This window comes from Psychrobacter sp. AH5 (assembly GCF_040371085.1).
In the GTDB taxonomy this organism is placed as follows: Bacteria; Pseudomonadota; Gammaproteobacteria; order Pseudomonadales; family Moraxellaceae; genus Psychrobacter.
Map to the genome: position 1 here is coordinate 327139 of NZ_JAMBMT010000001.1, position 25187 is coordinate 352325.

Here is a 25187-nt window from a genome sequence, read left to right on the forward strand (position 1 = left end):
TCAATCAGGCACTGCGTCTGTCGTTAGGAAAGCGATTTTGGATATTATTTTATTAATTCAAGCCGTCATCATGGGTATTGTTGAAGGTATCACTGAGTTTTTACCCATCTCTAGCACCGGCTATCTAATTTTATCCGCTGATATAATGGGCTTTTGGACGAAAGAAAAAGTCGATCTGTTCGTGGTGGTAGTGCAGCTAGGCGCTATCCTCGCGGTAATTTACGACTATTGGGGCAGGCTGTGGCAAGCGCTGATGGGCTTGATTACCGGTCAATCCGATACGATGGCAAACCCGCGCCAGCTGGGCTTTAGTCTGATTATCGCTACCATCCCAGTGATGATAGTCGGCTTCGCTTTTGCCGATGAGATTAAAACCTATCTGTTTAATCCTATCGTCGTTGCTATCATGCTGATTATCGGCGGTTTACTCATCTTTTATGTCGAAAAGCGTCCCAAAACTATCGTTGCAAAAGAGGCGGAAGACGTCAGTTTCAAAACCGCGCTAAAGATAGGCTTGTTTCAATGCTTAGCTCTGATACCAGGTACTTCACGTTCTGGTGCGACTATTATTGGCGCGCTTTGGCTTGGCGTCTCGCGTAAAGCTTCGGCAGAGTTTTCTTTCTTTTTGGGTATTCCGGTTATTGTTGGTGCCGGTTTACTTGATTTGCTCAAACACCATGAGGTGCTGACTAATAGCGAGGATTGGCTAGTGTTAGCGATAGGAACGGTAGTATCCTTCATCGTGGCACTACTGTGTATTCGCTGGCTAGTGGCGTGGGTGAGTCGTCGTGATTTCACTATCTTTGCTTGGCTACGTATTGTCACAGGCGTCATTGTATTAGTCGCCGCTTGGGGTTTTGGGTATCAATTTGCTGGCTAATCATACCAAACTCCTTTATGTGGATAACGCGCAGCTGTCGTTTATTGACAGTCTGCAAACCTTAATCAGCGACCATAACTTACCAATAGTACTTATTCCTGAACTGATTGAGGGAAAGCTTAAGCAGCGCTTAGTACAGTTAAACACTGCAGCTGAGCAAGCGGCTTTAATATTAGATAATAAACATAAATTGTCTTTAGTAAGCGGTGGTCTAAGCGTCGCGCCAGAGTGGGATAAATTGCAGCGGCGAGTGGTCAGTGCAGGGCGCAAATCGGAGCTGATTTTGCAAGCAGCCAAGATTAGCGCAGACTCTCAAGTGCTAGACGCCACCGCTGGCTTTGGTCATGATAGCTTGATATTAGCGAGCACGGGCGCGCAAGTATTGATGCTTGAGCAGCAGCCGCTCATGGCATTATTATTGCTGGCTGAGCAGCAGCGCATGAGTCAGCAGCCCAACTGGCAAAAGCTTATGGCGCGCTTAACTATCATCAATTGCGACGCGCTAAGTTATTTTGCTCATTTGCCTAATAATTTTGACGAAGCAAAAAGAGCTGTTAATGTGGTTTATTTAGATCCCATGTTTCCAGCAGATAGCTATCAAGATAGCAAGACTGGCAAAGGCGCTAAAGTAGGCAAGCAGATGCAAGCGCTGCATCAATTAGCCGAGCCGCCAACCCTAGCTGAGGAGCAGCAGTTATTACAAAGCGCTCAAGCTCTCGTTAGTCAAAGCTCAAAAAAGCAAGGTCGAGTTGTTGTAAAAAGACCCCAGCAAGCGCCATTTTTGGCTAATAAAGCGCCCGATGAGAGCTGGCATAATGCGGCAGTGCGTTTCGATGGTTATTTTATTTAGCGGTATATTATTGTTATTTATATTTATCAGCTGTAGCAGCTAGCTTAGGAGAGAGCAATGTTAATTATTATTATTTGGGCAGCAGGGGCTGCATTATTGCTTATTAATATTATTCTGCGTACTCGCATTTTACGTTTGGAAGGGGAGCTCAAAAAGCTACGTGCGCCGCAGGCATATATAAGCTATCTGCGTCAGCAAAACGTCCAAGGTAATAAAGTTGCCGCTATCAAAGCACTGCGTAAGCAGTATCCTGAAATCTCTATGGTGGAAGCCAACCGTCTGTACCAAAATCTGTAAAGAGCCGTAAACCTATGACTACTACTCGCATGCCTTTGAGCTTAAAACAAAAATTATACGCTTATATGCAATTAACCCGTTTTGATAAGCCAGTAGGTATTGAGCTATTGCTATGGCCAACTTTGTGGGGAGTGATGCTAGCGGCTATGGGGCAAGCGCAGCAGCAAGGGGCAGTAGCTGGCCTGCCAAGTCTAAAGCTATTTATCATCTTTGCGCTTGGAGCAATATTGATGCGAGCAGCGGGCTGTGCGATTAATGACTTTGCCGATCGTAAAGTCGATGGTCATGTAACACGCACTAAAGGTCGCCCTTTAGCGGATGGTCGCCTCTCTGGGCGTGAGGCTATCGCTGCATTTTTAGTGTTGGTTATACTTAGTGCTAGCCTGTTACTGTTCTTACCGATACAAGTGTTTTACTGGTCGCTTGCTGCGGTGGTGCTAGCTTTTATTTATCCGTTTATGAAACGCTTTACCCACTTGCCGCAAGTGTTTTTGGCCGCCGCCTTTGGTTGGGCGATACCGATGGCCTATGTAGCAGTACAAGGCGCGCCAGATATTTGGTGCTGGCTAGTGTTCATTGCATATATGTGCTGGACGGTCGCCTATGATACCCAATATGCAATGGCAGACCGCGCAGATGATCTCAAAATTGGCGTCAAGTCCACCGCTATCTTATTTGGGCGTTTTGACATCGTTATTATCTCTATCCTGCAAGTAACTTTTTTATTAATTATGGGCGTGGTACTGTGGCATTACTTTGCGCTGACTAGCTTGAGCATTATTCCGGTCTTTGGCTTAGCGTTAGTAGCGATGATGTTTACCAAACAAAACAGTGCTTGCGCTAGTCGTCAGCCTATACCATGCTTTCAAGCTTTTTTAGCTAATATTTGGGTCGGACGCTATCTATTTGCTTTAGTCGCTATATCTTGTATATGGACCACCTTTAATGGTTAAACTATCCGATTCATTCAAACGTTACTCAAAGAAACCAGTCGCTAATGAGATACAAACGGCTTATGAGATCAATCTTGCCGAACATGGCTTGACACGCGAGCAGGTAATTGCCACTGAGCGTAAGCTTGCCAAGTTTGCTAATACTATGGATTCGGTAGTCCGCATTCCTTTTACTCAGCAAGGTTTGGGCGCGGATGCGGCGCTGTCAACCATTCCGTTAGCAGGTGATATAGCCGGTCTGATATTGACCAGTTACGCCTTTATATTAGGCCGTCAATTAGGCGTACCGGCTAGTAAAATGACCCCAGCGGTGCAGCTGGCACTGGTTGATACCGTAGTAGGAATAGTGCCCGGCATTGGCACTTTACTTGATATCTTTATTCGTCCTAGCCGCAAAACCTTAACCATTGTCCATCAGCACTTACAAGACGAGTACGGCATCACTGAGACGACGCATTTAGATAGGCCATTTTTGCATCAAAGCTTGGAAGATAAGCAGCGTCAAAGCGCTATTTGGCGCAATCCTATCGTCGCTTGGATTTATTTGCACATTCCTGATATTTTAGGGCTAATTATCATCCTCTTGGTGGTTTTAGGACTTTGGACAATGATTAAATGGCTGATTGGCCTATTTTCTTAAGGCTTTTTTATTAGCCACCATTAGACCCAAAATTAAGGCTGAGTACTAAGGCTGAGTGACGACTTCAGCCTCAGCGCTAGTGGCTTCGTAACTGGTCACTTTGCCGTTTTGTAGCAAATCTATACTACTACCGCCGCCATGACTGACGAGCTCTATATTGCCGTCTTTTGAGCGATAAGTTGGATTATTACCTTGGCCTTCAGGCGCGCTTAAAGTCATCTTTGGCTTATTGGGCAAAGTGACAATAGCGTTTAACACGCCAGTCGCTGATGTCTCAAAAACTACCGATAAAGTCTCACCACTAGCGCTACGATAAGTCACATCAGTGATCTGTGTGCCTTTGATATCTTGCTCTGGACTAGGGGTAGTGGTCTGGGCATTTGGCGTCACGCCTGCCGCGCCGATATTATTCTCAAGCGATTCTAGCTTAACATCATGCTTGTCAGTTAATGCAGTGTCTGGCTCGACTGCCGCATCTTGGGCGATAGCCTCGTCAGCGCTAGTAGTGATAGGCGCTGCTTGCTCTTCTACTATTACGGTTTCGGTTTCGGGCTCTTTTTGGCAAGCGGTTATTACCAAGCTAGATAAGCTTAAAATGATAATAGGCCGCAAAAAGGCTTTAGCTTGAGTCATCAATACATTTTTCATAGTGAATATCTTATTATTTGTAGTCAAAGCGCTGTAGGTAGTAAAAATAAACGAGAGGCATAAAAGTATCTTGCTACGATTTTAAAGACGTTTTTAATCTCTCGCGACTTGGCGATAATTTATCAAGCATCTCACTAGATAAAGGGCCAAATTCTCCTAGCATCATAGCGGTTAGAGCCTCAGCGCATATCGGCGCATAAGCATAACCTTTAGCACCCATCGCACTCATCACCCATAAACGCTGGCTATTGGCCAATTGTCCGGCAATAGGATGATAGTCAGGGGTTTGGGTGCGAATACCAGCGCGCGCTTGCCAATGACTAGTATCCGCTGGAATCACAGCTTCAAGCTCAGGAATGGCTTTGATTAACTTGTTACGGCTAAGCTCATGCTCATCTGTACGAATAGCGGTATCGATATCATTACGCACAAAGCTTGCCCCCAGTAAAAACTGCGGCTCATTTTCGATTACTGGATTTAAATGATTATCGCCCCTTTTTGGGGTAAATAACGCACAGTAGCCGCCATATTTCAGCGGTAATTTTGGCAAGTTTGCTAGCTGCTCAGTAGTAGGGATAAACCAAGACAGCTGCCCACGAATTTTGCGACAATCAAAGATACGCTGATCTAACCTGTGACTCTCAAACGCGGCGCAAATCACCACATTATCGGCGGTTAAGGTAAGCTGTTTGGGAGCGGTTTTCTCAGAATTTTGATATCCGCTAACGCTTACATGCTCTTTTTTCTCATCTATTTGAGTAACTTCTAACGGTACAAAACGAATCAGCGGATGACTAAGGATGATGTCCTTTAAAGCTTGCGGATTAACTAAGCCTGACTGCGGTAGATAGAGGTTTTCGGTCAAATCCTGCTGCCGCAAACCTGTAAGCACTTTTGCTTCATCAATAGATAAAGTGGTGGCTATATCGTCAGGATAATCAGCAACTTGACGACTATCGATGTTGGCTTTGAGTAGTAAATCAAGCGCGCCGGTCATCTCGATAATAGGAGACATATCGTGCTCTGTTGCTTGCTCATTAAACTGACGATAGCGGCGGCTGCTATAAAGATAGCCAATAGTATGCAAGTGCTCATCAACATGATGAATAGGCGTCATCTTCGGCGCAAGTAGGCCACGTGGATTACCTGAAGCGCCCGCCAAGGGAGCTATTTTATCGACTAAGGTGATTTTGATACCGCGATTGGCTAATGACCAAGCTATCATTAATCCAGCAACTCCTGCGCCGATAACGATATGGTGGGTGCTGTGGTCATTGCTATGCTGGCTATTAGGGTTATTTAGCGCTGATCTCTCTTCCATAATAGCCGTGAGCATCTCACGCTTACGCCCAAAACCTTTGACTTTTTTGATGCTAAAGCCGTTGTTCTGTAGCGCGCGTTTTACCACTCCTGCACAGCTATAAGTGGCAGCGGTAGTACCAGTCGTAGATAAGCGCTGTATTTGCTCAAATACTGCCTCTGCCCATAAAGACTCATTACACGAAGGCGCAAAACCATCTAGCAGCCAAGCATCGACATGCGGTTTTTTGTCTAAGCTATCGGTTACTAAAGTATCCGTCGCTAACTTGGTCAAACTTAGCGCTGCATCGCCAAGCCAGATATCAACGGTTAGATTATCTTTAGCGAAATGCAGACGATGACAGCCTGCGATAAGCGTAGGATAAACCGCTAATAGCTGGTTAATAGTATCTGTCAGCTCAGGAGCACGCTGCGCCCATATAGCCAGTATTTTTGTCAGATCATCTAGCGGTATAGGATGCTTTTCGGTAGTGATAAAATGCAAGCGCGCTGTGGCTAGATGATTGTTTTTGCGGCGTAACTGCTGCCACAACTGCCAGATGGCTAATAAATTTAGACCCGTACCAAAACCTAACTCGGCGATAGTAAAGCATTGATCAAAGGCAAGTGCCGCTAACCGCTCAGGGAGCTGATTACCAGCAATAAAAACGTGGCGCGACTCTGCCAAACCATCAGCATGAGAGAAGTAAACATCACCAAACTCACCAGATACCGGCACTTTATTACCGGTATCATCACTCTCCCACTTGATATTGGCAGGGCGAATAATGTTTGAATAGTCTGTAGAGCTTAGAGAAGGAGTAGACATAACAGGCTCAATAACAAAACTTATGAACTAAAATCACTAACTAACCGCTACCAGCGCTCACGGCGGACAAAGACTAGCCAAGAGATAAAAATACCTACTAATAAGCTTATCAATACCGTAAAAGCGCCGTATAAAAACAGCTGACCTTGGCTCTCATAAACTAAGACGTTGACCTGAGTTTGTAAGTCGTTGACCTGTCTTTGTAATTGCGCATTGCGACTAAGGAGCTGTTGATTGGCGGCAGATAGCGCTTTATCGGTCGGTTGTAGCTCTGCTGCTAGAGTAGGTTTGCCATCAGCATCTGTAGTCGCCGCTGGTTTTACCTTGTTCTTCGGCGTTGACGTGGCTGGTGTCGTTGCTATCTCTTCAGCCTCTGCTACATTAGGCTCAGAGGCAGGTATCGCTGAGGCGGCGTGGGCGCCAAAAGAGCCGATAATTAGACTTATAGACAATAGGCTAGCTAAAGCGTATCTAAGCGCTGGCAAAACGAGAGAGGAATAACTTTGACTCACTATGAGATAACCTTATCGCTAGGTAGTGTATGAATAAAAGCTCTGATATCTACATGGCTATACACGCCATCACGCAGATAAGGCTCAGCGTTTACCCAATTTTGCGCCGCCTCTAAAGAGTCAAAATCAGCGATAATCACGCTACCTGACATAGCTTCAAGACCGTGTTCGATAGGAGTGGGGCCAGCGACAACAAGACGATTTTCGCGCTCTAGTGCTTGCAAACGCTCAACATGCTCAGCGCGAGTTTGTTGCCGCTTAGCGCTACTATTAGCCACATCATGACCAATAATGACAAATAAGGACATTAGTTCTCCTCAAAAATAATAGTAATAACGGTTAATGAATATTAACATTAGCAGTTAAATAGCGTGTTTTTATACGAGTTAAGCTATTTGCTGGTTTTATCGGTGAGAGCAGGGTTGATATGGTTCTTTAATACCGCAAACTGCGCGATCACAAAGACTATCATAATAGGTACCCAGCCATAAGTTTTGAAATTAATCCAAGCTTCATCAGACATAGTAAAGGCCGTGATATAATGAAGAGTTCCCATTAATACAAAAAATAAAGCCCAAGCGATCGTCAGCTTTTTCCAACCCGCCATAGTTAGGGTAAAGACCTCTTTCATAGCCAGCTGCATCAACGGCTTATTAATAGCGGCGCTAACAAATAACGTTAGGGCAAAAATGCCATTGATAATAGGTGATTTCCAACGCAAATAAACGTCATCACGCAGCAATAAAGTGCCGCCGCAAAAGACGATCGTGAGTAATAAAACTACCCATTGCTGCTTGTCAAACTTACCTTTTTGGCGAATAAAATGAATAGCATAAACAAGCACAGTAGCAATAAGCAGAGCACCTGCCGCTGCCAAAATACCATTTTGTCTGGCTACTATAAAAAAAGCAATTAAGGGGATAAAGTCTAGTAAGGCTTTCATAACGAATGGGGTGTCCAACAAAAACGTAGAGCCTAGTTTACACCTCTACTGAGCTAAAAAAAAGCAATCAACGCTGTGATAGTCATATATAACAATGCTCTATGTCAATGAGCGCTCAAAACACGATAAAATGACTATCAGCTGTCATAAAGATTAAAAAAACTACCGAAACACGAGCTATCTATTGTTTTTTATTCACACTCAATTCTCATTTGCTAATACTGCTAAACCAACCTAAGGCCAATTTCATGAAAATAGATTTACACTGTCATAGCACTTGTTCTGACGGTACTTATGCTCCTACTGAGGTAGTGCAACGCGCTCATGCTGCAGGAATTGAGGTATTGGCACTGACCGATCATGATACTTTATTAGGCATTGATGAAGCTAGCATTGCCGCTAATGCTTGCGGTATGCAGCTCATTAACGGTGTTGAGATAAGCTGTGAGCATACCCTAAGTGGCGGTTATGGCAAGAATAAATCAACTAATAAAATCATCCATGTGTTGGGTTTAGACTTTAGCGATCGTCAGCAGATGCATGAGACCTTACAGCAATTGCAAGACAGCCGCGCCAGTCGTGGTCAGCGTATTACCGAAAAGCTTAGCGAGCTACTCGCTATTGATTACGATGAGCTATGGCAGCAAGTCTGCGTCAAAGCAGGTAACAATCCGCAAGCGGTAGGACGAGCGCACATCGGTCAAGTACTCTACGAGCGCGGAGAGGTCAAAACGGTGCAAAAAGCCTTTGATAAATATCTTGCAGATAACAAGCCAGCTTATGTCCCCATTGAAGCCTTGAGTATGGAGCGTGGTATTGAGCTTATTCAAGCTTGCGGCGGTAAAGCAGTGCTAGCTCATCCCACCCGTTATCATCTCTCAGCGACACGAGTTCGTAAATTGATCAGCGAATTTGCAGCGCTCGGCGGTGAGGCTTGTGAGCTGCCCGCTAATAGTGAGCCGCTAAGCACACGGCGTATGGTTGATCGTAGTATCGAAGAGCATCAGCTGGCCGCTTCTATTGGTAGCGACTTTCATGGTAGTAATATGCCTTGGCGTCGTTTGGGCGATGTACCCAAACTGGAGGCAAACCAGCGAGGTATTTGGCAGTCTTTTAAGCATACCTTATAAATAGCATCCAAAAGCCTAAGATAACAAATTAAGTTTTTAATGTACTTTTGTTTACTTCTAATTAGTCCATTGGTCGCAATGTTATTGTTAATACCAAGAATATTCTATAATATTAACTTAATATACATCACTCCATATGCGGCTGCGTATTAATGGCTATCTCGATACACCAATTAGGTTATAAGAAACTCTCTCAGGTTATATTTGAATGGCAGCTAGCAGATCGTACCTCCCTGCTAGCTTTATTTATCGTGATAGAAGTGGTTTCGCATTGGCTGTGGTTTTTATCTGTTTGGTGCTATCGGGGGGCGGCAGATAACTACGTCAATATGGCCTTGCTATATCCCATGTGGTTAGGCGTCACTGTTGCTGCATTTATTTTTTGGTGGATGGTTGGGCATTTAGTAAATATAAAAAATGATTATCAGCGACTGCTTCGATGGCAAATCATCTTGGTTATTCTCTATACCATTTATATTACTTCTATCATTGTAGTAGTAGGTTATAGTAGCCTAGTTGCAGGAGTGTCTTTAGTTGGCGGCGCTATGCTGGGTATGATGCTGATGAGGCGTCGTTACGTTTGGAGAGTGTTTTTATTACAAATACTACTCATTCTATTAGCTATCACTTCTCCTTATTTCGGTATTGATTTGCCTAATTTGCGCCAAATACCGGTTATCTCTCCTTTAGTTGATGTTTACGATGGTCTTACCTATAACGAGATTATGGTTATAGAAAACGCTATTGCCAGCTCGAGCTTTAGTAAAGAGAGCTTAGGCTGGAAGCATATTAGTGAGCTACAGCGCTCATCGACTTTTTTTTGGCGCTCAACTCATGTCTACTTAGCGATACCCAAAGCTATTTTTATGGTTTATACCTTTCAGCAACTGCTACTGATCTTAGATGACAGTAGAAAAGAGATATTACAGCATGCCAATCAAGACGAGCTCACCACTTTAGATAATCGCCGCTACGGACTAACTAAAATGCAGCAGACCTTGGCTGAAATCAAAGATACTGAAGATTATAGTGTGATGTTATTGGATTTAGATTCATTCAAACAAGTCAATGATAATTATGGTCATAAAGCGGGCGATCAGGTGTTACGAGAAGTCGCTCAAATTCTAATCGACTCATTATCGACTACGCAGGCCATTATTAGTCGCTATGGTGGTGAGGAGTTTTTGATTGTATTACCTAATAGCGCACATGATGAGGCCATGAAAATCGCAGAACACCTAAGACAAAGCGTTGGACAGTACCTTATTGAAACAGATGAAGGGGATCGTTTCAAAGTTACTACTAGTTTAGGCCTTTATACGCTAACCTCAGACGAGCTTATAGTGATTAAACAAAGGCATCATAGTTCAGCTGAAGTTAGTTCCTTTAGACCTAATAGATTTGGTTTCTTTAAATCGCGACAATTAAATTCAAATCATCCCAAAATAGTTTCTTCATCGCACTCACAGCAACAATTGCCCAAAGATATTTGCCAATATTTAATCAGTATCGCTGATAAAGCGCTTTATGAGGCGAAAGGTAGAGGCCGCAACCAAGTGATCAGTGCCAATGATTTATTGGCAGAAGAAAAACAGGATATAGTAAGCGTCAAATCGAGTTATGTGACTTAGAGCTTTACCTAATTACCTATAGTCAAGGACTCTAATGCTTAAGATTTAAAGTTACTGTAGCTTTAGATGTTTAATTAAACTTGCTAAAACGCTAGTTGCAAAGCTGCCAGTTGTCAGGGTAAAGCTTAATACTAGCGTACGTCCCGCAAGCCATTGCCAGCTCAAGTCTTCTACAGGCAAACGCAGCGCCCGTCTTTGCGCTTTGATATCCCGCTGCTCTAAGCCGCGCGCTAATTGAGCTAACAAAAAATCTTGCTGCACTACGTCATTTTCAAGCTCGGCGGCAGCTGCTGTTACTTTATCATTACTAGTACCCCACATTGCCGCTGTTGGGTGTATATCACCGCTAGCTAAGCGCTCGCGTAAGGTATCATCTATTTGCTCGCTGGCAAATATTGAGCCTGAGCCGTTTAGATTAAAAACCTCGCCATTTAACCCTGTATCCCAGCTACCATTTCGTACTCTTGCTGCCAATATTTTATTAAAGATCAAACTACGCGCTGCTGATAGCTCCATTGAGTTTTGTTCTCGGGGAGCACCTTTACGCTTAGGTTTCTTTTTAGCTGAGGTTGTATTAGCCATTGTATTAGCCGCGGGGTTTGCCAACCTGTTATCAGACTCTTTAGCAAATAACTTTAGCGCCTCTGTAATATTATTACCATTAAAACCAAAGCGCTGCGGACCAAAATAATTAGGTACCCCAGTTTTGCTAATCGTTGCTAGATGCTGCTCAACGAGAGCTTGATTATCGGCTAGCCCTGAATCATCGGTAAACACTAAATCTCGCAAAGTAATTACAAACTGATTGGCATCGTGAGTAGCGCGATTTAGTTTTTTATTATGCCAGTGCTGTGCAAGAATTCTGATAGTTTCCTGCTCTTTGATATCAACCGGTGCAAACTCAGTAGCAGGCAGTTGTTTTTTGGGAATACGTAGGCTGAACCACTGGGTAGTGAGCGCTTGCCTATCTTTTAGACCGGAGTAGCCGACATCACGCAAGGGAATATCTGCCCATTCTGATAGTAGTTTGGCTAAATAAGCGGTATTGATGCCTGATTTTTCAATATGCAGCCAAAGATGCTCGCCCTCATTAGTAAAGTCTAGCGGTAATCGCTCATTAACCACAAAGTCGGCTACTTGAGCTTTATAGGTAGCTTGCTCAATAGGCGGCGTCATAGGCTGCGGGAGAGTGGCAGTATTAGTCGCCGCTGCCAAATCAATAGTAGATTCAAAATTTTGTGGATTTATAACAGTCATAAAATAGTCATTAACTCGTTAAAAAAAGGTTGGGTAAATAGTCTAAGAGGTGAATAGCATTAGGTTTGAGTCAGTTTTTATAAATTGAATTTAAAAGACTTGAGATTAAGTATAAAAGTTACGTTTTGCAACGCGCTAGATATACAAAAAAACATCGTAGGCTTTGTAGGATTGTTACTATTGATTAGGCCTATTACTGCTACTTATTTATCAATATAGTAATAAAAGCTTAGCTTAATAATTATTAAACCTCAATAACAGGCCGTTCATTTATTCGGCAGCAATCGCCACCGTTAAGGATAACTTATGACTGACAATAAGATTCACACAATCACTATTAGCAAAGCCGACATCCCAGATGGTGGCATGAAATCTTTTAAACAACAAGATGATAGCATTTTGTTAATCACTCGTGATAATAACAGCTTTCGCGCTTTTGATGGTAAATGTCCTCACGCGGGTGCCGATTTAGGTGAGGGCTTACGCTGTGGTAATCGCATCGTCTGTCCTTGGCATCATGGTACCTTTGATAGTACTGATGGCCGGTTGTTAGAACCAGTAGCGACCAGCGGTTTGACCCAATATGAGCTAAGTGATGATGGCGATAATTTGACTATCAATACCGCTGCCAAAATAGATCATTCAATTGATAACGACAAATTAGCTCAGACGCACACTATGATCGTTGGGGGCGGGGCAGCAGGCTTTATGACAGCGCATCATTTGCGTCAAATAGGTTATGGCGGCAAGATTACTATTATTAGTAAAGATGATAAAGCGCCTTATAACCGTACTTTGTTATCGAAGATGTTTTTGGCCGGAAAGATGGATGAGAAGCATCTTATGCTAGGTGGTAACGACTGGGCGCAAAAACACAACATCGATCTGCGTCTCAATCAAGTCGTCAGTGAAGTACTGCCTAATGAGAGTAGTATTATCATAAAAGACGTTAATGGCAATAGCGAGACTCAAACCGCTGACTTCTTAGTAGTAGCAACGGGAGCCGAGCCAACCATACCGCCTATCAAAGGCGCTGAGCAATCGGGTGTCTATACCCTACGCACTATGGATGATGCCAAAGCTATCAAACAAGCGACTGACGGCAGAAAAGTGGTCATAGTAGGCACAGGCTTTATAGGAATGGAGGTGGCTTCTGCGCTAATACAGGCAGGCAAAGCGGCTTCTATCACCGTTGTCGGTAGAAGTAAGCGCGTCATGGCAAACATCGTCTCTGAGACAGTGAGCAATACCTTGATTAGCCTTCATGAAGATAAAGGCGTTACCTTTGCTTTTGGCGCTGGAGTCAGTGAGATCAACGGTACAGAGGATAACGTAAGCGGCGTGACGCTAAGCGATGGTACTCGCCTTGACGCCGACGTTGTCATCTTAGGAACAGGAGTCTCGCCACGTACAGAGCTCTTAGCTGAGGTCAATGATCCTGACGGCGTACAGGTCGATAAGCGCTTGCAACTACGAGACGGCGTCTATGCGCTTGGCGATATTGCCAAGGCTGAGGGTCAAATGGGTCGTCTGCGTATCGAGCATTGGCGCGTGGCACTGCAGCATGGCCTAGTAACTGCAGCTGCTATCTTAAATGAAGACAATGTCGTCTCCCTTGAACAGCGCGTACCGTTCTTTTGGACCATGCAGTACGGCAAAAGCCTACGCTATAGCGGTCATGCGGCAACTCCAGATAAAGGCATCTTATTTGGCTCGCCAGATCAGATGGACTATATCGAATACTACTTTGATGATGAAGGCGAGAATACACGGGCTACGGCGGCAAGCTCTCTTGGCCGCGACAAAGAGCTGATCGCCTTTGGTGAGTTGCTGCGCCGCGGAGTGGCTCCTACTAGAGCGCAGCTTAATGCTGGATTCGATATCATCGATCAGGCACATGCTCTATCACCGTAAAATAATTTACATAGACGAACCCTATTCTAATAATTATGATAAGGGCTGATCTAATTTTTTAGGTCAGCCTTTTTTATTTAAATTTTGACTGCAAAAATTGAGAAGATAATAATGACAAATAATGCTGATAGCGACAAAAATAAAAATATTTTTTTACGCCAAGCGACTACCGATGATATCAGCGCTTTAGAAACCCTATTAAATCGCTGCTATCGTCAAGCCGAAGGGTGGACCAATGAAGCCGATTTAGTCGCGGGTATTCGCACCACACAGATCGAACTTGCCAGCGTCATTGATAACCCTAAGCACTATGTTTTTGTTTATCCAAAAACTAAGACAGGAGAACGCGAGGGAGCTGAGACCGGCGAGCTATTAGGCTCTATAGCAGTTGAGCTAAAAACCCAGTCTGATAAAAGTAACGATGGCTATATCGGGATGTTTGCAGTGCATCCAGACTTGCAAGGAGCGGGAGTAGGTAATGTCATTTTGCAGGCTGCTGAGAGTTTTGCTAAGCGTCATTTGCTTAATAACAAATCCTTAGTTACTCAGCCTAGCCGTTTAACCATGAGTATCTTAAGTCATCGTCCTGAGCTACTCGCTTATTATCAGCGCCGCGGCTATCAACTGACCGGGCATAGCGAGCCGTTTCCAATCGATGGCAATAATGGCGATCCTAAGCGCGCAGGCTTAGAGCTGTTGGAGTTAGAAAAGCTTATAGCGGAATAAAAGTTATTATTGGTTTTTCTAGCATTTGGACAAGTTGTTCGTTTGGCTATCGTCACTAAAAATGAGAATACTATGACTACTAGTTCTATAGCTAATCAATCAAAACCTAACCCAGTGTTTTTGCGTCCGGCATTAGCATCAGATATCTCAAAGCTTGAAACTTTACTCAATCGTAGCTATCGTTTTGAAGGCTGGACCCATGAAACTGAATTAGTTGGCGGTATTCGCACCAATGTAGCCGAATTGACATCCGTAATTGAGGATAATCAGCAGTATTTATTTGTCTATCCGCAGACAGAGAATGGTCAAGCAACTGGTGAGATATTAGGCTGTATCAACGTAGCGATTGAAGATAATAGCGCTTATATTGGCTTGTTTGCAGTCAACCCTGACTTGCAAGGCAGTGGGGTTGGTAGTGCGCTGCTCGCAGAAGCAGAGGTCTTTATACAGCGCTATTTTTGTTATAACAATACAACTTTTGCACAATCGGCAGCTGAGAGCTCAGCAAATGAGAATTCGATTAAGATGCTAGTCTTAAAAGGCCGCGATAAAATGCTAGCTTATTATCAGCGTCGCGGTTATGTTTGTACGGGCAACACCCAGCCTTTTTTGGAAAATGATAGTAAGGGTGAGTCCAACAACGGCGATTTATACTTTATCGAGATAAAAAAAGCATTACCACTACCAAGCTGAGTGTTGAATAGTTAACGCACCCAAAAGTATTTAACCGTCATAAAGATACCAATGCTTAGTAAAACAAAGGCCACAATGATAAGACGTTTAAACCAAGTAAAGGCTGGCAGGCGAGTGGCGTTATCATCAGACATTAAATAAGCAAACAAGCACAGTAGACTGGCCGCTAATGTCATAATTCCTAAACCCACGGGTAAGATATAAAGATATACCTGCCATCCAATCATTTTGTGACCATCTTATAACGATTTATAGTGCTGCTATAATAGCAGTAACAACAGACTATTACCTGTATTTAAGTCACTACTAAATAATAGCAGCTAACGCATGGTCACAAACTCTTCTGAACCGGTCGGGTGAATAGCAACAGTATTATCAAAATCAGCTTTAGTAGCGCCCATCTTCACTGCTACCGCAAAGCCCTGAATCATCTCATCAACACCGTAACCGATGCCATGTAGGCCGATGATTTTTTCCTCCTCACCTAAGCACACCAGCTTCATTACGCACTTTTGGCGATGCTGAGTCACGGCGCTATACATCGAGGTAAAGGTCGAGGTGTAGCACTTAATGTTGTCTTTGCCATGTAGCGCCACCGCGTCAATCTCAGATAAACCAATAGTACCGATAGCGGGATGAGTAAATATAACCGTCGGTATCAAATCATAAACCAAATGCTCATTGGTCTTGTTGTTAAACAAGCGCTCAGACAGACGCCTACCAGCGGCGATGGCAACTGGTGTCAGATCAATACTATTTTCGATAATATCACCGACCGCGTAAATACCATCGACATTGGTATTTTGGAATTTATCGACTTTGATTTTGCCAAACTCGGTGGTTTCTACGCCCGTTACTTGTAGGTTGATGTTGTCAGTAGACGGCGCGCGGCCAATCGCCCAAATCAGACAATCAACCGTATCTAGCGTACCATCTTTGGTAAATAGCTCTAAGCTGCCATCTTCGTTTTTATTGACTTCAGTGAGCGTAGTGTTGGTGTGCAAATGAATACCGTCTTGCTCCATCTCTATGAGCAAGGTCTCAACGATAGTGTGATCAAACGAGCGTAGCGGCGAATGCTGACGCACGTATAGATGCACCTCAGCGCCTAAGCTGTTGAGCACGCCTGCGATTTCAACAGCAATATAGCCTGCGCCTGCGATAGCGACGCGTTTGGGCAAATGAGTCAATTCAAAGAAGCCATCAGAATCGATACCGTGCTCTGCGCCTGGAATATCAGGGAAAATAGGATGACCGCCCGTCGCAATCAAAATATGGTCAGCAGTGATTTGCTCGCCATTGACCTCAACCGTATTGGTATCGACGAATTTAGCAAAGCCTTTAATCACTTCCACGCCGTTTTTAGCTAAGTTATTGTCGTAAGCGCGATGGATATTCTCGATGTACTGCTGACGGCTTTGAATGAGTTTTTGAAAATCGAAATTCTTTAACTCAACCTCGAATCCGTAGTCTGGCGCGTACTTCTCAATCGCCTCGGCGACTTGCGCGCCGTACCACATCACCTTTTTGGGTACGCAGCCCCAATTGACGCAAGTGCCGCCTAATTCCTCCGCTTCGATAATCGCGCACTTTTTGCCATAGCTTGCTGCACGGTTAATGGAGGCAATACCGCCGCTACCGCCGCCAATAGAAATATAATCGTAATGCTTTGTCATTGTTATGTCTCTTCATTAAGTTTCGGTACAGTTTTGAACTCTATTGTAATGGGTATGGATAATCCATCTTACAAGTTTTTTATCATAAGGGTGTGCCAGCTAGCATCAGTTTATAAAAGTATTTAAACAAAAATAGCCTAACACATAATAATCTCATTTAAACCCACTTAAACCTGCCTAGACTATGGCACGCCGTCTATAAAATAACAGCCCAGGAATGGACAAGCCGAGTACCAACCCTGAAGTCACAAACAAGGCTTCGAATAAATACACCATCATTTGGCTAAATAACTCGTCTGAAAAGCCAAAGTAACCAATCTGCACCATACTGACCATCGCCTTATAAGCGGCGATACCTGGCATCATACAGATGACGCTGGGTGAGATTAAGGCTTTGGGCGGTAAGGTATATTTCTTAGAAAAATACACGCCCAAAAAGCTGGCAAGCATCGCCCCAAAAAAGCTGGCCACCGCCAGATGAATGTGCTGATAGACAAGGGCGGTTTTTAGTCCGAAGCCAAACGCCGTCATCAGCAGACACGGCAAAATATAGCGTTTGGGTACGCTAAACATTAGCGTCCAGCCAAGGGTGATAATACAAGACAGTACGACGGTCTCAATAAACCACATATCAAAACCCCCAGTGCTGTATTTGCAGTAAAACTAGCGCCATCACGATGCCCACACAGGCGGATAAGGTCAGCATATAAGTAAAAACCGCACGTCCAATACCGATATTGACATAGCCCTTTAAGATATCTGAGAAAGAGTTAATCAAAGGAAAGCTGGGTACCAGTAGCAGCACGCTAGAGGCCACCGCAATATCGGCATTATTACCAATATCAAAATAATACGTCGTCGCGCCAATGAGCGAGGCAATAAAAGCCGTCACAATGACGGTGATAAAAGGGTTAAAGTGATGCTTGGATAAATAGATACGAGTAAACATCGCCACCATACCCGCGATAAAGGTTACGGCGGTAATCGACCAACTGCCGCCATTTAAATAAGCAAACGCGGCACAAGATGCGCCCACAAATATGCCCACTAGCCATGTCGGATATACCGTTTTATCCAACTCATCAAACGCAAGGGTTGTGCGGTCAATCAAATCATTATTATTGATAGTGGCTTCGGTTTTATTGATGATTTGCTGGATTTGCACCAATAAATTGACATTGATACTCTGATTGATCGTGTCTCTTGTGGTGGTAATGCAGCGCTCATCGCAGATGGTAGTCAGGGTAATGGCGTTAAAATTCAGCGAACACTCGACGCTACTCATTCCCAATGCAAACCCCAAACGCTTCGATAAGTCCACCACCACGGCAGACTCAGCGCCATACTGCATAAGCAGTAAGCCGCAGCGTACGCATAATCGAGTAATGCGCTGTTGCTGTACGTAGCTGATAGAGGTCATTGAAGGAATATGCATATTGGCTGAGATATCGATATGGATAGAGGTAAAGATAGCATAACTTGCTGTGCTTATTTGCTACTATTATAAAGCGTAAACCACTGTCACAAGGAGAATAAAATGCATATCGTCATTCTAACTTTGACCTTTTCTTTACCTGGCTGTAGCTCACTTAAAGAAAAGCGCCAACGTATGGGCGGCCTGCACGCACGTTTTGGCAATACGCCAAGCGTCGCCGTCTGTGAGAGCGGTGAGCGCGATCGCCATGATGCTAGCGAATGGACATTCGTCATAGTCGGACTCTATAAACGGGACATCGAGTCGCAATGCAGTCAGATCGAAGAAAAAATAGAACGCACGGTAGATGCGCGGGTGATTAATGTGGAGCGGGAGTTTGTTTAGGAAGTAGATTTATATTTGTAAGTATAGATAACTGCTACGATAGGGACTAGGCTACGTCTCAAGTCAGCTATTTTTATTGAACTTGAGTTAATTAGAATGTTTATGTCGAAGTACTAGACTCAACCATCTATTAATTATAATCAGACATTAAAAGAAATCGAGTCTAGCAAACTTCATCTAACCTACTACCTAAGTTGTTATGGATTTAGTTCTTCCCATTCGTCTTTGAAACTAGGACTTCTATTTCTTTTGACCTGTTTTAAGTAACTTCCGCTGATAACTTTACTTAAGTTTTTGACCCAAGACTCATTTCTCAAGTTAGATTTATAATCAAATTCTTCATCCAAATCATTAATTTCTGCATCTAAGTCAATAATTATTTCATCAACTATGGCTGACAGAGCAGTAACAAGCTTGGTTCTTGATGATGAATTTTTAACAAAAGGCTCAGGATTAGCTATTAGCTTTTGACCAAGTTCATCTTTTTTAAGTATATTTTTTATAATATAAATTAAAGTGTATCTTGTAAGAGCGTATCTAGCAATTAATTGGTTTTCGAGACTTAGTATTTTTTCTGAAGATATATTGTCCAATAATTTTAAGAATACTACTCTCGATGCGTTTACTTCTGGCCTAGCAAAAAGGTCATTGTGAGCGTCTTCAAATATTCGATACTTCCTATGAGTATTCCAAGGCTCTTCTAAGTCAAATGACATTAGTATAACGCCTGTAGTTTCATTGGAAATCACTTCTAAATTGCTAGGCGTATTATCTGCTCGTTTTATCTCATAATAATAATCGGTACCAAATTTACTAGTTACTTCATTCTGTAAGCGTACTTGTATTTGACTATAAGATTTGAAGTCTCTCGGTTTAACTCCATTTTGACTATTAGAATATTCGGTTATTTTAGAGGATAGATCAGAATTAATAGGTACCTTAATAACCTTAGTCAATATTCTCAAATCATCAGTAATATGTTGACTGTTTCTATAAAGAGACGTTAAGCTTTGACAGCCATTTACTACATAAAAATTCTTAATTATTATTTTATCTTCAGTTCGTTCAACGTTTTCAGCAACAATGGTGATTCCGTTATGGAACAAAGGAAACTGCTTATGAAGAGCAGAGTTCTTAATACTATTTACAATACCTTTGTTTATTTTAGTATTGCCTAAAGCACCACGAACATTGTAGTCAAATATTGACTGGTCATTAATACCTTTCAGCTCGACTAACTCACTAGCTTTGATAGGAGCAATATAAGTTATTGTTTCTGTATCAGCATGATAAATAGTAGTTTCGTTTTCTGAAATGTCGAAAGTGGCTTCTTCTAACGTAGTCACTTCTTTTTGATCGCTAATATATTGATCTTCTAGTATGTATCTACCAAAAAACTCTATATTATCGACTTCTGACAGGAAAGATTTCCCATCACTGGAAAGCTCAGTATTAGCAACGAAGATTCCTCTAACCTTATAGGCATCAAGGTTGCTGATAAGATTTAAGCGATTTATTAATGAAGCAACTTCTGCTTTGCCTGCCGTATCAACTAAATTCTGAAGTTTTTCGCTTGAACTAAATTGATCCAGTGTTCCTAAGAACTCTTTTAAAACTGTATCTCCAACTGACTTATTTTCACTTTGGACTATTTTAGATTGGAATATATCAATAGTACCAGCACCTTCGTTAAGATAAATACCGTCAACACCTTTATCACCGCTATTATCGCAGACAGCATCAATCGCAATTTCTGGGTCTAACCTAAAGTATTTTTCTAGATACCACATTAGACCTCTTGCAAAAGTCATATTCTAAGCTCGGAATTAATGATACCAGCAAACAGCTTCATTCTAAGATCATAGCGCTGACGACGGTTGCGATATTTATGAGCCACGATTTTAAACAACTTGATTAAGCCTATTTTGTGCTCAACCACAATACGGAACTTTGCCAGATAGTGATTGGCCTGTTTGCATATCTCCAATAACTGACCACCACGAGGTTTCTTAAATGGTGTGAAAGTTTGGTTATGTAGCTTTGCTAACCCTTGATAACCACTGTCTGCTAGATAGTTAGTATTCTCAGGTAACCAATCAGGACAAGTATCTTTATACAGCTTAAAATCGTGGATTGACCCTTTACAGGTTTGCACATCAAGTATCAAACCGGTTTGCCAATGAACGATAACCTGCGCTTTTAAGGTGTGTTGTTTTTTCTTACCGCTGTAGTAGTCTCTTTGGTTTTTTTTGGACGCTCAATTGGGGTTTCGGTGGCATCGACAATGACGACTGACCAATTGATGTCCTCATCGACACGACTAGGCAACTTTTTAGGCAATTCAAACTTGCCAGAGTCAATCAGTGTGTCTTCTACTTTACGAATGATACGGCTAGCAGAAGACTCATGAATACCAAAGTCCATACTGATATGATAAAGCGTGCGGTATTCACGCCAATAAGTCAGGGCTAGTAGTATCTGCTCCTTAAGACTGAGTACACTTGGTCTACCTGATTTGGTCTTAGATGCTTCATGCTCTTGCATGGCCTCAAGCATGTCATAAAAGGTGGCTTTATGAATGCCAGTGTAGCGTTTAAAACCAGCGTCACTTTGTTTGAGTAGCTTATCTATGTTTGGCATATCTATTAAGTAAGTAGAGTTCAATAATATACGTTGTGTCTTACAACTACTTTTGCAAGAGGTCTATTAAGAAAGCGGCACTATCTGACCGTCCTTTAATCTTATAAAATTCTATCTCTTTCAGTAGGTTAGGATAACTTAAGTTCATATGGTTTCTCAGATGTAAAAGCTGATGAGTTAGTAGTGACCTTTTACCACTCTAGCTACAATGTTCATTAGATTATTACAGAATTATATTAATGTTTAAAGTTTTAATTGCACACTGTAAACCACATAAAAAAAGCGGGAATAGCAAGAATAGTATAAATTTTAAATATAAAAAAAGGCCACCCTATAAAGAGTGGCCTTCTATCAATCATGACTAACGGTATTAGCTGACGTCTTTGAGTCCTTCCTCAAGCATCGGCTTCAAAAACTCACCCGTGTGTGAGCCTTCGACCTCTGCGACCTCTTCTGGCGTACCCTCCGCGATAATCATGCCGCCGCCTTTACCGCCTTCAGGGCCAAGATCAATCACCCAATCCGCGGTTTTGATAACATCCAAATTATGCTCGATGACCACGATGGTGTTACCTTTATCGCGTAGCGCATGCAAGATGTTGAGCAGCTTATCAATATCATGGAAATGCAAACCTGTGGTTGGCTCATCCAAGATATATAACGTCTGTCCCGTGTCGCGTTTGGCAAGCTCGCGTGCCAGTTTCACCCGCTGCGCTTCACCGCCCGATAGGGTTGGCGCGGACTGACCCAAGCGAATGTAGCTCAGTCCCACATCCATGAGCGCTTGCAGGCGACGATAGATCGCTGGAATCGCCGAGAAGAACTCAGTGGCGTCCTCTACCGTCATCTCGAGCACGTCAGCGATGGTTTTGCCTTTATAGTGAATCTCTAAAGTCTCGCGGTTATAGCGTTTGCCTTCACAGGTATCACAGGGCACGTACATATCCGGTAAAAAATGCATCTCGACCTTGATTAGGCCATCGCCTTGGCACATCTCACAGCGCCCGCCTTTGACGTTGAAGCTGAAGCGACCTGGCTTATAACCACGGGCGCGCGCTTCTTGCGTTTGCGCGAACATCTCACGTACCGGCGTAAACACTCCGGTATAAGTGGCTGGGTTGGAACGCGGGGTACGACCGATTGGGCTTTGATCGATATCGACCATCTTATCTAAATGATCAAGACCACTAATGCTTTCGTACTTATCAGCGATTAGCGTTGAAGCGTTGTTCAATTGCGTCGCAGCTAATGGCATCAAAGTACGGTTAATCAAGGTCGATTTACCCGAACCTGAGACGCCAGTGATACAAGTCATAATACCAACAGGTAAAGTTAGATCGACATTTTTTAGATTGTTACCAGTAGCGCCTTTTAGCTCAATAGTCATCGGCAGTTTTTTCTTTTTACCTTCGACCTCTATCGTTTTGGCTTTATGACGTAGGCGTGGAATCTCAATTTTCTTTTTACCAGACATATATTGTCCAGTCAGCGATTCCTTATTTGCCATAATATCTTCGACCGTACCTTGAGCGATGATATGGCCGCCGTGCACGCCAGCGCCAACGCCGATATCAATCACGTGATCGGCTTGACGGATAGCATCTTCATCGTGCTCAACGACTAAGACGGTATTACCCAAATCACGCAGGCGCGTTAGAGTTTTCAATAGACGATCATTATCGCGTTGATGTAAGCCGATTGAGGGCTCATCAAGTACGTACATCACGCCCATTAGACCGGCTCCGATTTGGCTAGCCAAACGAATACGCTGAGCTTCACCGCCCGATAAGGTTTCGGCAGAGCGGGCGAGTGATAAATAATCAAGGCCAACGCTCACCAAGAAGTTCAAACGCTCATTAATCTCTTTAAAGATTTTTTCAGCGACTTCGCCTTTATGACCGCTGATTTTAAGCGTCTTGTAATAATCAGCAGCATCGCCAATCGATAGCTTAACAATCTCAGCAATCGTTTGATCATCAACGCGGACATTACGTGATATCTCGTTGAGACGCGCGCCATCACAGACATTACAGGTGGTATCAGCTAAATATTTGGCCAGCTCATCACGTACTAAATTACTTTGGGTCTTCGCATAACGGCGCTCAAGATAAGGCAACACCCCTTCAAAAGGAATAGTCTTATTGGTCTTGCGCCCGCGCTCATCGGTGAAGTTAAAGGTTAGCTTCTCTTTACCTGAGCCTTGCATGATTAAATCTTGCTGCTGCTTAGTTAGCTCTTTCCAAGGCGTATCCATATCAATTTTGAAATGGTTACAGACAGTATTTAGCAGACCAAAATAGTAGGAGTGGCGCTTATCCCAACCATTAATAGCGCCTTGATTGAGGGTCTTATCATGATGAGTGATTAACTTTTCTGCGGAGAAATATTGACGTTTACCGAGACCATCACAACTTGGGCAAGCACCATAAGGATTGTTAAAGCTGAACATACGCGGCTCAAGCTCGGACACCGCTCGATCACAAACGGGGCAGCTGTGCTTAGCCGACATGACTTGATTATCAGCGCCGCCCTCTTTAAGATTACCATCCATAAAGTGTAGCGTCACAAGACCTTGACCTAGACGTAGAGCGGTCTCCAAACTCTCAGCGACGCGGTTGCCTAAGTCATCGCGCACTTTGAAGCGATCCACGACCACCTCGATAGTATGCTTTTTCTTCTTATCAAGGGTGGGTAGCTCGTCGGTATCATAGACATCACCATCGACACGCACGCGCACGAAACCTTGGCCGATGAGCTGCTCTAATAAAACGGTATGCTCGCCTTTACGCTCACGAATAACTGGCGCAAGAATCATCAGCTTAGTATCGGCAGGCAAGCCCATAACCTGATCGACCATTTCAGTGACTGACTGCGCTACCATCGGTTCATTATGCTCAGGGCAAAAAGGCGTACCAATACGCGCATAAAGCAGACGCAAATAATCATAAATCTCAGTAATGGTACCAACGGTTGAGCGCGGGTTATGGTTGGTCGATTTTTGCTCGATAGCAATAGCAGGCGATAAGCCTTCGATACTATCAACGTCAGGCTTCTCCATCTGTGATAAGAACTGACGCGCGTAGGCCGACAGACTCTCGACGTAACGACGTTGCCCTTCAGCATAAAGCGTATCAAAGGCGAGTGAGGATTTACCAGAACCTGATAAACCCGTAATGACCACGAACTTATCGCGTGGAATATCGAGATCAATGTTTTTTAGATTGTGAGTACGGGCGCCGCGTATTGCAATATGGTCATGTGCCATCGATGATAGGTTTCCTATTTTTTAAAGCTGGCTATTACTGAAATAATAATATCTAGTAACCTAAACCAACAATTGTAAAGTTAAAAGCTAAGGAGATTAAAAATAATAATGAAGCAGGTTTATTAAAAGAATAAATTAAATCGCAGATAAATCTGTAACCATAATGAAGGTATATAATTTTCGATTTTTAAAATATTTTCTATCAAGTTGTATTTTATAAATAAACAAAAGTTTTTAAATTTACTGATGATTTAAATTTTATATTAAAGCGCTAAAGGGATTATGCGTATTACATTAACTACAAATGGGTTTGTCCTATTTATCGCTAATGGATAAATAAACAATGTCGACAACGCCTTACTTTATAGTCATGATTAGTCGATTATTCAAGGTAAGGTTGCGTATTAGATGCACTTAGTAACAAATTTAGCTAGGTAGAGTGCGCCTAATCTTAGAAGACAAAAGTCTCGGCAAGAAAACGGCGAATGTTTTATACTATGGGGTTTGATTGATGGCTAAGGCTAACGGCGCTGCTGATAATGCGCTACGATATCAAAGCAGTCTTGCTTTAAAATCGGCCTACTT

At 43.1% G+C, this 25187-nt stretch carries 24 protein-coding genes and 1 pseudogene; 11 read left to right on the forward strand and 14 right to left on the reverse strand.

Annotation, left to right across the window (positions count from 1 at the left end):
- The first annotated feature begins 37 nt into the window (after window positions 1–37).
- Genes M0N77_RS01430 through M0N77_RS01450 form a run of 5 tightly spaced genes read left to right on the forward strand, consistent with a single transcriptional unit; the run spans window position 38 to window position 3620 of the window.
- Window positions 38–880 (forward strand): undecaprenyl-diphosphate phosphatase, encoded by an 843-nt coding sequence (locus M0N77_RS01430; protein ID WP_353102865.1) that lies wholly within the window; start codon window positions 38–40, stop codon window positions 878–880.
- Window positions 870–1730 carry a class I SAM-dependent methyltransferase gene (locus M0N77_RS01435; RefSeq protein ID WP_353102867.1) on the forward strand — a complete coding sequence of 287 codons (861 nt, stop codon included), beginning with the start codon at window positions 870–872 and terminating at the stop codon, window positions 1728–1730. The genes M0N77_RS01430 and M0N77_RS01435 overlap by 11 nt, the downstream gene beginning before the upstream one ends.
- A gap of 57 nt (window positions 1731–1787) precedes the next feature.
- Complete coding sequence (locus M0N77_RS01440; protein ID WP_353102869.1) at window positions 1788–2027, forward strand: hypothetical protein; 240 nt, start codon at window positions 1788–1790, stop codon at window positions 2025–2027.
- A gap of 14 nt (window positions 2028–2041) precedes the next feature.
- On the forward strand, window positions 2042–2980 hold the full coding sequence (ubiA, locus tag M0N77_RS01445) for a 4-hydroxybenzoate octaprenyltransferase (protein WP_353102870.1): 939 nt from the start codon (window positions 2042–2044) through the stop codon (window positions 2978–2980).
- Window positions 2973–3620: a DUF4112 domain-containing protein gene (locus M0N77_RS01450; protein ID WP_353102872.1), complete on the forward strand. Its 648-nt coding sequence runs from the start codon at window positions 2973–2975 to the stop codon at window positions 3618–3620. Before ubiA ends, M0N77_RS01450 begins: the two co-directional genes overlap by 8 nt.
- Before the next feature lie 45 nt (window positions 3621–3665).
- Here M0N77_RS01450 and M0N77_RS01455 read toward each other — a convergent pair whose 3' ends face one another.
- From M0N77_RS01455 to M0N77_RS01475, 5 genes are all read right to left on the reverse strand, one after another.
- The gene (locus tag M0N77_RS01455; protein ID WP_353102874.1) at window positions 3666–4268 is read right to left on the reverse strand and encodes a hypothetical protein; all 603 of its coding nucleotides are present in this window, start codon (window positions 4266–4268) and stop codon (window positions 3666–3668) included.
- A 73-nt stretch (window positions 4269–4341) separates the two neighbouring features.
- A complete protein-coding gene (mnmC, locus tag M0N77_RS01460) occupies window positions 4342–6396 on the reverse strand; it encodes an FAD-dependent 5-carboxymethylaminomethyl-2-thiouridine(34) oxidoreductase MnmC (RefSeq protein WP_353102876.1) in 2055 nt (684 codons plus the stop codon).
- A 47-nt stretch (window positions 6397–6443) separates the two neighbouring features.
- Window positions 6444–6908 (reverse strand): hypothetical protein, encoded by a 465-nt coding sequence (locus tag M0N77_RS01465; protein ID WP_353102877.1) that lies wholly within the window; start codon window positions 6906–6908, stop codon window positions 6444–6446.
- A complete protein-coding gene (locus M0N77_RS01470; RefSeq protein WP_353102879.1) occupies window positions 6908–7216 on the reverse strand; it encodes a YciI family protein in 309 nt (102 codons plus the stop codon). Before M0N77_RS01470 ends, M0N77_RS01465 begins: the two co-directional genes overlap by 1 nt.
- A gap of 83 nt (window positions 7217–7299) precedes the next feature.
- Window positions 7300–7851 (reverse strand): septation protein IspZ, encoded by a 552-nt coding sequence (locus M0N77_RS01475; RefSeq protein WP_353102881.1) that lies wholly within the window; start codon window positions 7849–7851, stop codon window positions 7300–7302.
- Window positions 7852–8099: 248 nt separating this feature from the next.
- Between M0N77_RS01475 and M0N77_RS01480 the strand changes: the two genes are divergently transcribed.
- Window positions 8100–8981, forward strand: a complete 882-nt coding sequence (locus M0N77_RS01480) for a PHP domain-containing protein (protein ID WP_353102883.1) — start codon at window positions 8100–8102, stop codon at window positions 8979–8981.
- A 152-nt stretch (window positions 8982–9133) separates the two neighbouring features.
- Entirely contained in the window at window positions 9134–10612 is a 1479-nt protein-coding gene (locus tag M0N77_RS01485; RefSeq protein ID WP_353102885.1) for a GGDEF domain-containing protein, read from the forward strand.
- 51 nt (window positions 10613–10663) lie between these two features.
- On the opposite strand, the gene truD is transcribed toward M0N77_RS01485, so the two are convergent.
- Complete coding sequence (gene truD / locus M0N77_RS01490) at window positions 10664–11869, reverse strand: tRNA pseudouridine(13) synthase TruD (protein ID WP_353102887.1); 1206 nt, start codon at window positions 11867–11869, stop codon at window positions 10664–10666.
- Window positions 11870–12175: 306 nt separating this feature from the next.
- Between truD and M0N77_RS01495 the strand changes: the two genes are divergently transcribed.
- The 3 genes from M0N77_RS01495 to M0N77_RS01505 all read left to right on the forward strand — a co-directional run bounded on the left by M0N77_RS01495 (window position 12176) and on the right by M0N77_RS01505 (window position 15202).
- A complete protein-coding gene (locus M0N77_RS01495; RefSeq protein WP_353102889.1) occupies window positions 12176–13783 on the forward strand; it encodes an FAD-dependent oxidoreductase in 1608 nt (535 codons plus the stop codon).
- Between the two features lie 111 nt (window positions 13784–13894).
- Entirely contained in the window at window positions 13895–14509 is a 615-nt protein-coding gene (locus tag M0N77_RS01500; RefSeq protein ID WP_353102891.1) for a GNAT family N-acetyltransferase, read from the forward strand.
- Window positions 14510–14581: 72 nt separating this feature from the next.
- Window positions 14582–15202 carry a GNAT family N-acetyltransferase gene (locus tag M0N77_RS01505; protein ID WP_353102892.1) on the forward strand — a complete coding sequence of 207 codons (621 nt, stop codon included), beginning with the start codon at window positions 14582–14584 and terminating at the stop codon, window positions 15200–15202.
- A gap of 11 nt (window positions 15203–15213) precedes the next feature.
- Here the strand turns inward: M0N77_RS01505 and M0N77_RS01510 are convergent, their stop codons facing one another.
- The 4 genes from M0N77_RS01510 to M0N77_RS01525 form a co-directional block, all read right to left on the reverse strand.
- Window positions 15214–15429 (reverse strand): hypothetical protein, encoded by a 216-nt coding sequence (locus tag M0N77_RS01510; RefSeq protein ID WP_353102893.1) that lies wholly within the window; start codon window positions 15427–15429, stop codon window positions 15214–15216.
- Between the two features lie 93 nt (window positions 15430–15522).
- Window positions 15523–16878: a glutathione-disulfide reductase gene (gene gorA, locus M0N77_RS01515; protein ID WP_353102895.1), complete on the reverse strand. Its 1356-nt coding sequence runs from the start codon at window positions 16876–16878 to the stop codon at window positions 15523–15525.
- A gap of 177 nt (window positions 16879–17055) precedes the next feature.
- On the reverse strand, window positions 17056–17508 hold the full coding sequence (locus M0N77_RS01520) for a threonine/serine exporter family protein (protein WP_353102897.1): 453 nt from the start codon (window positions 17506–17508) through the stop codon (window positions 17056–17058).
- Window position 17509: 1 nt separating this feature from the next.
- Window positions 17510–18298, reverse strand: coding sequence for a threonine/serine exporter family protein (locus tag M0N77_RS01525; protein ID WP_353105544.1), 789 nt, complete (start codon window positions 18296–18298; stop codon window positions 17510–17512).
- Window positions 18299–18415: 117 nt separating this feature from the next.
- Between M0N77_RS01525 and M0N77_RS01530 the strand changes: the two genes are divergently transcribed.
- On the forward strand, window positions 18416–18697 hold the full coding sequence (locus M0N77_RS01530; protein WP_353102899.1) for a DUF503 domain-containing protein: 282 nt from the start codon (window positions 18416–18418) through the stop codon (window positions 18695–18697).
- A gap of 197 nt (window positions 18698–18894) precedes the next feature.
- Here the strand turns inward: M0N77_RS01530 and M0N77_RS01535 are convergent, their stop codons facing one another.
- The 4 genes and pseudogenes from M0N77_RS01535 to uvrA all read right to left on the reverse strand — a co-directional run bounded on the left by M0N77_RS01535 (window position 18895) and on the right by uvrA (window position 24602).
- Window positions 18895–20508, reverse strand: a complete 1614-nt coding sequence (locus tag M0N77_RS01535) for an AIPR family protein (protein ID WP_353102901.1) — start codon at window positions 20506–20508, stop codon at window positions 18895–18897.
- Window positions 20505–20888 (reverse strand): annotated as a pseudogene (locus M0N77_RS01540) (transposase family protein); the annotation flags it as partial. The gene M0N77_RS01535 and the pseudogene M0N77_RS01540, both read right to left, overlap by 4 nt.
- Before the next feature lie 8 nt (window positions 20889–20896).
- Window positions 20897–21337 (reverse strand): IS5/IS1182 family transposase, encoded by a 441-nt coding sequence (locus M0N77_RS01545; RefSeq protein WP_071002207.1) that lies wholly within the window; start codon window positions 21335–21337, stop codon window positions 20897–20899.
- A 370-nt stretch (window positions 21338–21707) separates the two neighbouring features.
- Window positions 21708–24602, reverse strand: coding sequence for an excinuclease ABC subunit UvrA (gene uvrA / locus M0N77_RS01550; RefSeq protein ID WP_353102902.1), 2895 nt, complete (start codon window positions 24600–24602; stop codon window positions 21708–21710).
- Window positions 24603–25187 lie beyond the last annotated feature (585 nt).